10 protein-coding genes are annotated in these 12,014 nt (G+C 69.1%); 4 read left to right on the top strand and 6 right to left on the bottom strand.

The features are described 5' to 3' along the window. Positions 1–28: 28 nt before the first annotated feature. Positions 29–649 carry a YigZ family protein gene (locus FDZ84_RS09980; RefSeq protein WP_168585664.1) on the bottom strand — a complete coding sequence of 207 codons (621 nt, stop codon included), beginning with the start codon at positions 647–649 and terminating at the stop codon, positions 29–31. 190 nt (positions 650–839) lie between these two features. Between FDZ84_RS09980 and FDZ84_RS09975 the strand changes: the two genes are divergently transcribed. Both FDZ84_RS09975 and FDZ84_RS09970 read left to right on the top strand, forming a co-directional pair. Beyond that, positions 840–998, top strand: a complete 159-nt coding sequence (locus FDZ84_RS09975; RefSeq protein WP_223839832.1) for a hypothetical protein — start codon at positions 840–842, stop codon at positions 996–998. 361 nt (positions 999–1,359) lie between these two features. Further along, entirely contained in the window at positions 1,360–2,508 is a 1,149-nt protein-coding gene (locus FDZ84_RS09970; RefSeq protein ID WP_246868909.1) for an FAD-dependent monooxygenase, read from the top strand. A gap of 103 nt (positions 2,509–2,611) precedes the next feature. On the opposite strand, the gene FDZ84_RS09965 is transcribed toward FDZ84_RS09970, so the two are convergent. From FDZ84_RS09965 to FDZ84_RS09945, 5 genes are all read right to left on the bottom strand, one after another. Continuing rightward, positions 2,612–3,442: an aldo/keto reductase gene (locus FDZ84_RS09965; RefSeq protein WP_168585661.1), complete on the bottom strand. Its 831-nt coding sequence runs from the start codon at positions 3,440–3,442 to the stop codon at positions 2,612–2,614. A gap of 124 nt (positions 3,443–3,566) precedes the next feature. Beyond that, positions 3,567–4,775 carry an MFS transporter gene (locus FDZ84_RS09960; protein WP_168585660.1) on the bottom strand — a complete coding sequence of 403 codons (1,209 nt, stop codon included), beginning with the start codon at positions 4,773–4,775 and terminating at the stop codon, positions 3,567–3,569. Between the two features lie 362 nt (positions 4,776–5,137). After that, positions 5,138–5,605, bottom strand: a complete 468-nt coding sequence (locus tag FDZ84_RS09955; protein ID WP_168585659.1) for a MarR family winged helix-turn-helix transcriptional regulator — start codon at positions 5,603–5,605, stop codon at positions 5,138–5,140. Between the two features lie 33 nt (positions 5,606–5,638). Further along, positions 5,639–7,345 (bottom strand): cytochrome c oxidase subunit I, encoded by a 1,707-nt coding sequence (gene ctaD / locus FDZ84_RS09950; RefSeq protein WP_168585658.1) that lies wholly within the window; start codon positions 7,343–7,345, stop codon positions 5,639–5,641. Between the two features lie 233 nt (positions 7,346–7,578). Then, positions 7,579–8,154: a TetR/AcrR family transcriptional regulator gene (locus tag FDZ84_RS09945; protein WP_168585657.1), complete on the bottom strand. Its 576-nt coding sequence runs from the start codon at positions 8,152–8,154 to the stop codon at positions 7,579–7,581. A gap of 86 nt (positions 8,155–8,240) precedes the next feature. On the opposite strand from FDZ84_RS09945, the gene FDZ84_RS09940 reads away from it, so the two are divergent. Together FDZ84_RS09940 and FDZ84_RS09935 are read left to right on the top strand one after the other, a co-directional pair. After that, positions 8,241–9,854, top strand: coding sequence for a carboxyl transferase domain-containing protein (locus FDZ84_RS09940; protein WP_168585656.1), 1,614 nt, complete (start codon positions 8,241–8,243; stop codon positions 9,852–9,854). Between the two features lie 107 nt (positions 9,855–9,961). Then, on the top strand, positions 9,962–12,013 hold the full coding sequence (locus FDZ84_RS09935) for an acetyl/propionyl/methylcrotonyl-CoA carboxylase subunit alpha (protein ID WP_168589938.1): 2,052 nt from the start codon (positions 9,962–9,964) through the stop codon (positions 12,011–12,013). Position 12,014: the final 1 nt, after the last annotated feature.

The raw sequence follows: 12,014 nt of genomic DNA, 5'->3' as shown, positions 1-12,014 counted from the left end.
AAGTATTAGGCCGAACGGCGGTACGGGATCAGGGTTCCATTTCGGCGTAGGTGAGGTCGCCCAGCTCTGGTTCGGCGGCTCCGCCCGTGGCTTCCGCCAGCCAGGTCCGGAAGGTGTCCACTTCGGACTCCGGGACGTTGATGCGGAAGCGGACCTCGGCTTGGTAGTCCGTGTCCGCCACCTGGTAGCCCGCCGAGCGCAGGTCGTTGTCCAGCTTTCCGGCCAGCAGGTAGTCCATCGTGGTCGTCACGATGCGGACCGGGCGGCGTTCGAGCAGGCCCACGTGGTCCAGGGCGGCCGACACCGCGCCGCCGTAGGCGCGCACCAGGCCGCCCGCGCCGAGCAGCACCCCGCCGAAGTAGCGGGTCACCACCGCGACCGCGTTGGTGATCTCGTTGCGGCGCAGCACTTCCAGCATCGGCACGCCCGCCGTGCCCGCCGGCTCGCCGTCGTCGCTGGACTTCTGGAACTCCCCGGAGTCGCCGAGGACGAACGCGGTGCAGTGGTGCCGCGCGTCGTGGTGCAGCCGGCGGCGCTGCTGGATGAATTCCCGCGCTTCCGCCTCGGTGGTCACCCGTGCCAGCGCGCACCGGAAGCGAGACTTCTTCACCTCCAGCTCGTGCTCACCCGGCCGCTTGATCGTCCGCATCGGTCCCCTTTGTCCAGTGGCGCCCGCCACCGCCGCGCAGCGCCTCCGGGCCATCCTCCCATTCCGGAAACGGTGCAGGTCAGCGCGGTGATCCGGGCTGGAGTAGGCGGCGATTTCCGTTGTGGGCCGCGGGCCCGTAACGTCCCCCCTCATGGAGCAGTCATCGAGCCCGTTTGAACCAGGCACGCGGGTGCGCGCCACGTTCGGCCGGTTCCGTGATCGGGTCGGCACGGTGGTGGAGACCGCCACCGGTCTCCCCGAAGTCTTCGACGGTCCGGTCCTCTGGGTGCGGTTCGACGGAGCCGACGATCCCGGCCTGGTCGCAGGCAGATTTCTGGAAGCCGCCTGACCCCCGCGTCGGCGGCGGGTGGTCCCCGGTTTCAGTTGAAACCTCGCGGACCACCCCGGGATCCACAGTTTCAATTGGAACTGTGGAGTGCCCCAGCCGGGCCGAGCGGGCTCAGCCCCAGACCTCGGCGACGGGCGGAGCAGGCTGCCCACGTGGTCGGCGCGGAGCGGGGGTGCGACGCGCGGCCTCATGCGCGCAACGTGGTTTGGCGAATGCGATCGCGCCTAGTCGTGATTTCAACCGTCTTCGCCGGCCGGGAAACCGGGGTGTTCGCTCTGTGTGAGCAAGGACAATTCGGTATATCCGGTCGAGTGGATAAAATCGACTCGACAATCGACGTCGGGGATGACGGATGGAGACGATGCGGGTTCTCGTGATCGGGGCCGGAGTCGGGGGACTTGCCATCGCCAACGGATTGATCGACAAGGGCCACCACGTGCAGGTCTTCGAGCACGCGAACGCCCTGCGGACCACCGGCGCGGGCATCACGGTGTGGAGCAACGGCACCGCTGCGCTGCGCGAACTCGGCGTCGACATCGAGGAGGCGGGCCGTCGGCTGCACAGCCTCCGGTCTGTCACCGAAACCGGTCGGCTGCTCTGGGAGGCCGACCTCGGCGAGGTCACCGAGCGCTTGGGCTCGCCGACGGTGCAGATCCCCCGCCGCACGCTGATCGCGGAGATGGCCGCCGCGCTGCCGCCGGGCGTGCTGCACTTCGGCCGCCGCTGCGTCGGCGTCACCGAGCACCCGGACCACGTCGTCGTCGAGTTCGCTGACGGCGGCTCGGCCGCCGGGGACGTGCTGATCGGCGCCGACGGCCAGGGTTCGGTGGTGCGTCGCGAGGTGCTGGGCGGTGACCCGGCGCGGCCGACAGGCTGGGCCAGCTGGCAGGGTATGACCCGCAGCGACCTGCCGATCGCGCATGGTCACCAGACGCTCAACATCGCCGGCCGCAACGCGCACTGCGGCCTCATCCCGACCGGCGACGGGTTGCTCCACTGGTGGTTCGACATGCCCTGGAAGGACGGCGACCCGGTGCTGTCCGTCGCCGACCTGCGGCAGGTCTTCCGCGGCTGGCCGGGCCCGGTCGAGGAACTGCTGGCCTCGGTCACCGACGATGACCTCGGGTTCTTCCCGCACATCCGGCACAAGGTGCCGCAGGTCTGGGGCGGCCCGCGCAGCACGCTGCTGGGCGACGCGGTGCACGCGATGCCGCCCGCCGTGGCGCAGGCGGCCAACCAGACGTTGGAGGATGCCTGGTTGCTCACCCAGTTCTTGTCCAATGTGGACCGCGAACCGGCGGAGCTGCTGCGGGCCTACGAGCAGGAGCGGCGACCGCGCGCGCTGAAGGTATCGCGCACCGCGGCGCTGACGTCGGCGCAGCGGAGCACCCCGTTGCAGCGCCTGGCGAGGTTCCCGAGGTGGCTGGCGACCCGCAGCCAGGTGGCCTCGCTGCGCTCCGGCAGCAACGTCCTCCGCCTCGCCCGGCAACCCCAGGTCCAGGTCGCCTGAACCTCCCGCGGCACCGCCTCGGCGGACCCGGTCAGTCCGGCGATTTCGCGGCGGCAAGAAGCCCTCCCCGCCAGGTCGGCGAGGAGGGCTTCCAGGCTGCGGGTCAGCCGCCGAAGACGTCCGGGTCGGGGCCGACGCGGATGCCGGTCTTCAGCGCCGTGATGCCCGCGACGTCGTCGTCGGCGAGCTCGAAGTCGAAGACCTCGATGTTCTCCTTGATCCGCGAGGGCGTGGCGGACTTCGGGATCGCGATGTTGCCCAGCTGGATTTGCCAGCGCAGCACGATCTGCGCCGGGCTCTTATCGTATTTTTCGGCGAGCGAAGCCAGCGACGCATCGTCGAGCAGGCCCTTGCCCTGCCCCAGCGGGCTCCACGCCTCGGTGGCGATGCCGTGCTCGGCGTGGAACGCGCGCAGTTCGGCCTGCGGCAGGTTCGGGTGCAGCTCGATCTGGTTGACCGCGGGCACCGCGTCGGTCTCCTCGAACAACCGGCGCAGGTGCGGGATCTGGAAGTTCGACACCCCGATCGCCTTGGCGCGGCCGTCGGCGTGCAGCTGCTGGAACGCCTTCCAAGTCTCGACGTAGCGGTCCTTGGCCGGGAGCGGCCAGTGGATCAGGTAGAGATCGACGTAGTCGAGCCCGAGCTTGGTGAGGCTCTCGTCGAAGGCCTTCAGCGTGCTGTCGTAGCCCTGGGAGTCGTTCCCGAGCTTGGTGGTGACGAACAGTTCCTCGCGCTTGAGGCCCGATTCGGCGATCGCCTTGCCCACGCCCTCCTCGTTGCCATACACCGCGGCCGTGTCGATGCTGCGGTACCCGGCCTGCAGCGCCGCCAGCACCCGCTCGACGACCTGGCCGGCCGGGACCTGGAAGACGCCGTAACCCAGCTGCGGCATCGCTGCGCCGGTGTTGAGCGTGATGTTCGGAACCTGTGTCATGAGGGTGTTTTCCTCCACCGATGTCGAATTGTTCGTCCCGCGAATCGCAGGCTGGTGTCCGCCTTGCCGGTCACCGTATTCGGTGCGGTAAGCCCCGGCTAGCCGATCTGCCTAGCGGGAAGCCTCAGCCGACCTCGATCGACTCGGTGGGCTGCGCGGCGCGGTGCGAGACTAGGACCTCGGACCGCTGGGGCCGCCGGTCCAGCCAGCCGGAGACCAGCGCGAAGCCTAGGCCGACCACCGCCAGCAGGGCTCCCACCCAGCTCGGCGCGGTCAACCCCAGGCCGGCGGCGATCACCACGCCGCCGAGGTAGGCCCCCAGCGAGTTGGCGATGTTGAAGGTCGACTGGATGCTTGCCGAGCCCAGCGCCGGGGCCTCCTTGGCCTGGTCCAGGATTCGTGCCTGGATGCTGGGGATCGCCGCGAACCCGGTCGCGCCGATCAGGAACACCGTGATCGGCGCCAGCGCCGCGCTGTGTGAGGTGACCACGAACAGCGCCAGGCAGGCTGCCAGCGCGCCGAGGAAGACGTACAGCGTCTTCATCGGAGCCCGGTCGGCGAGCCGCCCACCGACCGCGGTGCCGACGGTCATCCCGACGCCGAACAGCGCCAGCAGCAGGGTGACCGCGGTCGGCGTGTAGCCGGTGACGTCGGTCAGCACCGGCTTGATGTAGCTGTAGAAGGAGAAGGTCGCGGCGAAGCCGAAAACCACGACGGCGAACGCCAGCCAGACCTGCGGGCGGCGGAACGCGCGCAGCTCGCCGCGCACGCTGACGTCGGTGGGCTTGGGCTGGTCGGGCACCAGCGCCGCGACCGCGGCCAGCGCGATGACGCCGATCACCGCGACCAGGCCGAACGCCCAGCGCCAGCCGAGCGCCTGGCCGAGCAGCGTGCCGACCGGGACGCCGACGATGTTCGCCACGGTGAGCCCGATGAACATCATCGAGATGGCCTGGGCGCGCTTGTCGGTGGCGACCAGGCTCGCGGCGACCACGGCACCGATGCCGAAGAACACGCCGTGCGGCAGGCCCGCGAGGAACCGGGCGCCGAGCAGTAGCTCGTGCGTCGGCGCGAACGCCGAGCACAGGTTCCCGACGGTGAACAGCACCAGCATGCTGAGCAGCATCGTCTTGCGCTTGAACCGCATGCCCAGCATGGTCAGCAGTGGTGCGCCGATGACAACGCCGAGCGCGTACAGCGAGATGTAGCCTCCGGCGTCCGGGATCGACACCTGCAGGTCGGTGGCGACTTCGGGCAGCAGGCCCATCATCACGAACTCGGTCGTACCAATCCCGAATGCGGCGATGGCCAGGGCCAACAGGGCAATGGGCAAGGTGACGTCTCCCCTTGAAAGCCGGACGGTTTGTCGCGTTCTCGCCGACCGGGCGCACAGCGGTGCGCGTCACATTCCGGTGTTCGAGAACGATTCAGGAAGACGGCGATCACTGGCGCTCCCCAGACGTGTTCAACAGTAGTCCGGTGCCCCGCTGTTCCCGAAGCGGTTATGAACCGCGCCACGTCGGGAACCGCTCGTTCTGCCGAGCAGGCAAGGGAATCTTTTCATCCACAGTGGACTTGGAAAGGTGCGCGGTGCACATCCGCGAGGCGGTTTCACTGTGCACTCTGGCGAAAACCGAACGTGGAAACCACGCGTCTGCTCTGGGGCGTACTGGTCGATACCGCGCTGGTAGTGCGTCAGCGGATGGTGCGGTAACCAGGGTGGACACCCGGGGCCAGGCCGTGGCTCTCGGTCAAGCGTTCCAGGAGTGCCTGGAGCCGGGCGCGTTCGTCGGTGTCGAGGGCTTGGCAGAAGCCGGCCTCGTGCTCGGCAGCCACCGCGCGGATCTTGTCCAGCAGCTCGGTGCCCTCCTCGGTGAGGGTCAGCTCGTGGACGCGGCGGTCGCGGGTGCTGCGGGTGCGGGTGACCAGGCCGCGACCCTCCAGGTCGTCGACGAACGTGACGACCTTGCTGGGCAGCATCCCGAGGTTACCGGCCAGCGTCTGCTGGCTGAGCCCCGGCCGCGTGGCGATCATCCGCAGCATGCCGACCTGGGGCGGGGTCAGGCCGAGCGCGCCGACGCGCTCGGCGAACTTCGTCGCGGCCTGCGTGCCCAGCTGGGTGAGCAGGAACGCGACGCCTGTCTTGGGGATCTCTGCTGTCACACCAAATACTTTACCAGTCACGAATCGTTCAAATCACGAATGATTTGCGCCGCGGCGCAGGCTTGCGTGCGCCTCGATGCCCATGCGCTCGGTCATGTGCGGGTAGTGCAGCTCGAACGCCGGCCGGACCGACCGGATGCGCGGAAGCGCGGTGAAGTTGTGCCGCGGAGGAGGGCACGACGTGGCCCATTCCAGCGAGTTCCCGTGTCCCCACGGGTCGTCCACGGTCACCACCGCGCCGAAGCGGTAGCTGGTGAAGACGTTGTACAGGAACGGCAGCATCGAGGCTCCCAAGATGAACGCGCCGATGGTCGACACCACGTTCAGCGTGGTGAAGCCGTCGGAGCTCAGGTAGTCGGCGTAGCGCCGCGGCATGCCCTCGCTGCCCAGCCAGTGCTGCACCAGGAATGTGCCGTGGAAGCCGATGAAGGTCAGCCAGAAGTGCAGCTTGCCCAGCCGCTCGTTCATCATCCGGCCGGTCATCTTCGGGAACCAGAAGTACATCCCGGCGAACACCGCGAACACGATCGTCCCGAACAGCACATAGTGGAAGTGCGCGACCACGAAGTAGGTGTCGGTGATGTGGAAGTCCAGCGGCGGTGACGCGAGGATGACGCCGGTCAGCCCGCCCAGCAGGAATGTCACCATGAACCCCACCGCGAACAGCATCGGTGATTCGAAGGTCAGGTGGCCGCGCCACATGGTGCCGATCCAGTTGAAGAACTTGATCCCGGTCGGGATCGCGATGAGGAACGTGGCGAACGAGAAGAATGGCAGCAGTACCGCACCGGTGGCGAACATGTGGTGCGCCCAGACGAGCATCGACAGGCCCATGATCAGCAGCGTGGCGAACACCAGACCGGTGTAGCCGAACAGCGGTTTCCGGCTGAACACCGGGAATATCTCGGTCACGATGCCGAAGAACGGCAGCGCGACGATGTAGACCTCTGGATGGCCGAAGAACCAGAACAGGTGCTGGAAGAGGATGACCCCGCCGTTGGCCGGGTCGAACACGTGCCCGCCCAGGTGCCGGTCGATCAGGAGCCCGAACAGCGCGGCGGCCAGGATCGGGAATGCCATCAACACCATCAGGCTGGTGGCCAGGATGTTCCAGCAGAAGATCGGCATCCGCCACATCGTCATACCTGGACAGCGCAGGCACACCAGCGTGGTGATCATGTTGACCGCGCCCAGGATCGTGCTCAGGCCGCTGAGGATCAGCCCGGCCGCCCACACGTCGCCGCCCGGGCCCTGGCTGAACATCCCGCGCGACAGCGGCGTGTAGGCGGTCCAGCCGAAGTCGGCCGCGCCGCCCGGCAGCAGGAACCCGCTGAGCACGATCAGCCCGCCGAACAGGAACAACCAGAACGACAGCGCGTTCAACCGCGGGAACGCCACGTCCGGCGCTCCGATCTGCAGCGGCAGCACGATGTTTGCGAAGCCGAACACGATCGGTGTGGCGAACAGCAGCAGCATGACCGTGCCGTGCATGGTGAACAGCTGGTTGTACTGCTCCTGCGACAGGAACTGCAGGCCCGGTTGCGCCAGCTCGCCGCGGATCAGCAGCGCCATCGAGCCGCCGACGATGAAGAAGAAGAACGAGGCGATCAGGTAGAGGATCCCGATGTCCTTGGGATCCGTGGTGTGCAGCCACGGGATCAGGCGCTGACCTTTGAGCGGGCGCCTGGTGGTCCGCGACCGCGTCGGAACCGCGGTGGGTTCGATCCTGACAGTTGCCATGCCAGTCTCCTGCGGCATCGCGAGGGCATCAGAGCCGGGTCCACCCAGTCTCAACCCGGCCCCGGCGGGCCGCAATCGGCATCCCCCGTCACCCGGAGAGGGCGCAATTTCGTGAGAAATTGGCACGGCCTCGGGTGACGCCAGATGTCACGCTCCGTCCTGGTTCGCAGTGCGTTCCCCCAGGTGGCGGTCAATTTCTCGCGAAATTGGCACGGCGCCTGGTGATGCGGGCGTCAGCTCGGCGCGCTTTCGATGGCGCCGTGCGCCATCGAGCGCAGCAGGCGGGACATCGCTTCGGCGTCCAGGTGGGCGCTATAGGGGGTCGAGTTGATCAGCCCGAACACCGCGTGCGCGGCGGCGCGGGCGGTCGGGCGGTCCAGGTCCGGCCGGATCCGGCACAGCACGTCCACCCACACCTCGACGTAGCTGCGCTGCAGCTCGCGGACCTTGTGCCGGTCGGCGTCGGCCAGGCTGTCCAGGTCGCGCATGTGCACGGTGATCAGCGCCGGGTTGGACAGCGCGAACTCGACGTGCCAGCGCACCAGCCGGTCTAGCGCGTCGCGCGCGTCCGCGGCGGCGCCCACCCGGTCCTGGCCGCCGAGCAGCAGCCGGTCGCTGATCCCGGTGAGCAGTTCCGCGAGCATCGCGTCCTTGCTGCGGAAGTGCCGGTACAGCGCGGGCCCGGAGATGCCCACGGCCGCGCCGATGTCGTCGATACCGACCCCGTGGAAGCCGAAGCGTGCGAACTTCTCCGCCGCGGCGGAGAGGATCTGCTCGCGGCGCGACGGCTTGGCTGCATCGGTGGACATCGACGTCGATGCTAGACGAAACGCGTTAGTCGTCGTTAACATCGGTCGCGTTAACGACGACTAACTCCGGTGGAAGGTGTGCCCGCATGGATGCGCCCGCCCTGCGCACGGCCGTGGACCCGGACTCGGCGGACTTCGCCCGCTACGCCGAGCAGCACGCGAAACTCGTCGACGACCTCAACACCCAGCTCGGCCGCGCCCGGCTGGGCGGGCCCGAGAAGGCCCGCATCCGGCACGTCGAACGGGGCAAGCTCCTACCCCGCGACCGGGTGGACGCGCTGCTCGACCGAGGCTCGCCGTTCCTGGAGCTCTCGCCGCTGGCCGCGCACGGCCTGTACGACGACGAAGCTCCGTCGGCGGGCATCATCACCGGCATCGGCCGGGTGTCCGGGCGGGAATGCGTGGTCGTCGCCAACGACGCAACCGTCAAGGGCGGCACGTACTACCCGATCACGGTCAAGAAGCACCTGCGCGCGCAGGAAGTCGCGCTGCACAACAACCTGCCCTGCCTGTACCTGGTGGACTCCGGCGGGGCCTTCCTGCCCAGGCAGGACGAGGTGTTCCCGGACCGCGAGCACTTCGGCCGGATCTTCTACAACCAGGCGACCATGTCCGCCCGCGGCATCCCGCAGATCGCCGCCGTGCTGGGCTCGTGCACCGCGGGCGGTGCCTACGTCCCGGCGATGAGCGACGAGGCCGTGATCGTCCGCGAGCAGGGCACCATCTTCCTGGGCGGTCCGCCGCTGGTGAAGGCCGCGACCGGGGCCGAGGTGACCGCCGAGGAGCTCGGCGGCGGCGAGCTGCACTCGCGCACCTCCGGCGTCACCGACCACCTGGCCGCCGACGACGCGGACGCGCTGCGCATCGTCCGCTCGATCGTCAGCACGCTCGGCTCCCGCGAGCCCAGGCAGTGGGACGTCGCGCCGGTGGAGGCGCCGGCGGTCGACCCCGAGGAGCTCTACGGCGCGGTCCCGACCGACAGCCGCACCCCTTACGACGTGCGGGAAGTCATCGCGCGGATCGTGGACGGCAGCCGGTTCGCGGAGTTCAAGCACGACTACGGCCAGACGCTGGTGACCGGCTTCGCCCGCATCCACGGGAACCCGGTCGGCATCATCGCCAACAACGGCATCCTGTTCAGCGAGTCGGCGCTCAAGGGCGCGCACTTCATCGAACTGTGCGACAAACGGTCCATCCCGCTGGTGTTCCTGCAGAACATCTCGGGGTTCATGGTCGGCAAGGAGTACGAGGCGGGCGGCATCGCCAAGCACGGCGCGAAGATGGTCACCGCCGTGGCCTGCGCCCGCGTCCCGAAGTTCACCGTCGTCATCGGCGGCTCGTTCGGGGCGGGCAACTACTCGATGTGCGGCCGGGCGTACTCGCCGCGCTTCCTGTGGATGTGGCCGAACGCCCGGATCTCGGTGATGGGCGGCGAGCAGGCGGCGTCGGTGCTGGCGACGGTGCGCCGCGACCAGCTGGACGCGCGCGGTGAGCACTGGTCGGTCGAGGACGAGGAGGCGTTCAAGCAGCCGATCCGGGACCAGTACGAGCACCAGGGCCACCCTTACTACGCGACTGCCCGGCTGTGGGACGACGGCGTGATCGACCCGAAGCAGACCCGAACGGTCCTGGGCCTGGCGATCTCGGCGGCGGCCAACGCCCCGCTGGAACCAATCTCCTACGGCGTCTTCCGGATGTGAAAAACAGGCCGTGAGTGGTTTTCGGTGCTCTGGCGACCAAAAGCGCTCACGGGTGTTGACCAGGCGAAACGTTGTGATCTGCCGTTTGGCAAGGCGAAGGGGTGACGATGCAGCACTTCGACACGGTGCTGGTGGCGAACCGGGGCGAGATCGCGGTACGCGTGATCCGGACGCTGCGGCGGCTGGGCATCCGCTCCGTCGCGGTGTTCAGCGACGCCGACCGCGGCGCGCGGCACGTCGCCGAGGCCGACACCGCAGTCCACATCGGACCGAGCCCGGCCACCGAGAGCTACCTCGACGGCAAGCGCATCCTGGACGCCGCGCGCAGCACCGGAGCCCAGGCGATCCACCCCGGCTACGGGTTCCTCGCCGAGAACGCCGGCTTCGCCGAGGCCTGCGCGCAGGCGGGCATCGTCTTCGTCGGCCCGCCGGCCACCGCGATCGAGTCGATGGGCGACAAGATCCGCGCCAAGCAAACGGTTTCCGCCGCCGGCGTCCCGGTGGTGCCCGGCCGCAGCGAGCCGGACATGACCGACGCCGACCTGCACGCGGCGGCGGTCGAGATCGGTTTCCCGGTCCTGTTGAAGCCATCCGCCGGCGGCGGCGGCAAGGGCATGCGGCTCATCAACGACGAGTCCACATTGGACGACCAGATCGCCTCCGCGCGCCGCGAAGCCCGCTCGGCGTTCGGCGACGACACGCTGTTCGTCGAGCGCTTCGTGACCCGCCCGCGGCACATCGAGGTCCAAGTGCTGGCGGACGCGCACGGCAACGTGGTGCACCTCGGCGAGCGCGAGTGCAGCCTGCAGCGGCGGCACCAGAAGATCGTCGAGGAGGCCCCGTCGCCGCTGCTGGACGCCGAAACGCGCGCCGGCATCGGTGCCGCCGCGGTGGACGCGGCGCGCTCGGTCGGTTACGTCGGGGCGGGCACCGTCGAGTTCATCGTCTCCGCCGACCACCCGGACGAGTTCTTCTTCATGGAGATGAACACCCGCCTGCAGGTCGAGCACCCGGTCACCGAACTCGTCACCTCGGTCGGCGGGGAACGCGGCGTCGACCTCGTCGAACAGCAGGTCCGGGTGGCCGGGGGAGAGCCGCTGCCCTGGGCGCAGGAGGACCTGTCGATCGACGGCCACGCCGTCGAGGCCCGTGTCTACGCCGAGGATCCGACCCGCAACTTCCTCCCGACGGGCGGCGACGTCCTGGCGGTGCACGAGCCGTCCGGCCCCGGCGTCCGGGTCGATTCCGGGGTGCGCGCGGGCGGGCGCGTGGGATCGGACTACGACCCGATGCTGGCCAAGGTAATCGCGTGGGCGCCGAGCCGGGCCGATGCGCTGCGCCGGCTGGACGCCGCGCTCGCCGACACGGCGGTCCTGGGCCTGCACACCAACGTCGCGTTCCTCCGCGCACTGCTGAGGCACGACGACGTCCTGGCCGGCCGCCTGGACACCGGCCTCGTCGAGCGCGAACTCGACTCGCTCGTCGCCGAGAGCAACACGACACCGGACGACGCCTACGTCGCCGCGGCCCTGGAGCGGCTGCTCGCCGCCGAACCGACCGAGCCGGTCGTCGACCCGTGGGACATCCCCGACGGCTGGCGGGTCGGCGAACCTGCCTGGAGCACCTGGCGCTTCGCCGGCCCGGCCGACGAGGTCCGCGTCCGGTTGCGAGGCCGCGCCCGGGACGCCGGGGTCTCAATTGAAACTGTGCCCAAGGGTGACCCGACAACGGCAGTTTCAATTGAAACTGCGGTCCACCGGGCCTCGGTCGAAGCGCACGGCGACACCCTGACCGTCACCTACCAGGGCCGCACCCGTCGCTACCGCTACGCGCACGTCGACGGCACCACCTGGCTCGCCGCGGACGGCCACGCCTGGGCGCTCGCCGAGCACCGCCTGCTCGCCGAGCGAGGCGGTGCCGCCGGTCGGTCGGACGGCGTGGTGACCAGTCCGATGCCGGGCACCGTGCTGGTCGCCGAGGTGAGCCCCGGCCAGGAAGTCCGCAGCGGACAAAGGTTGTTCGTCGTCGAGGCGATGAAGATGGAGCACACCGTCACCGCGCCGATCGACGGCGTCGTCACCGAAGTGCACGCCAGGAAGGGGCAGTCGGTCGGACTCGACCAGCCGCTGGCTGTCCTCGCCGCTCAAGAGGAGGCCTGAA

Origin of the sequence: Saccharopolyspora sp. ASAGF58, assembly GCF_012277335.1 — a bacterium.
Classification (GTDB): Bacteria; Actinomycetota; Actinomycetes; order Mycobacteriales; family Pseudonocardiaceae; genus Saccharopolyspora; species Saccharopolyspora hattusasensis.
This window is presented reverse-complemented; position numbering and strand designations above follow the sequence as displayed.

Bases quoted from the DNA above. Each gene is read 5' to 3' on its own strand.
- FDZ84_RS09980 (WP_168585664.1), bottom strand. From the start codon at position 649: ATGCGGACGATCAAGCGGCCGGGTGAGCACGAGCTGGAGGTGAAGAAG.
- FDZ84_RS09970 (WP_246868909.1), top strand. From the start codon at position 1,360: ATGCGGGTTCTCGTGATCGGGGCCGGAGTCGGGGGACTTGCCATCGCC.
- FDZ84_RS09965 (WP_168585661.1), bottom strand. From the start codon at position 3,442: ATGACACAGGTTCCGAACATCACGCTCAACACCGGCGCAGCGATGCCG.
- ctaD (WP_168585658.1), bottom strand. From the start codon at position 7,345: ATGGCAACTGTCAGGATCGAACCCACCGCGGTTCCGACGCGGTCGCGG.
- FDZ84_RS09945 (WP_168585657.1), bottom strand. From the start codon at position 8,154: ATGTCCACCGATGCAGCCAAGCCGTCGCGCCGCGAGCAGATCCTCTCC.
- FDZ84_RS09940 (WP_168585656.1), top strand. From the start codon at position 8,241: ATGGATGCGCCCGCCCTGCGCACGGCCGTGGACCCGGACTCGGCGGAC.
- FDZ84_RS09935 (WP_168589938.1), top strand. From the start codon at position 9,962: ATGCAGCACTTCGACACGGTGCTGGTGGCGAACCGGGGCGAGATCGCG.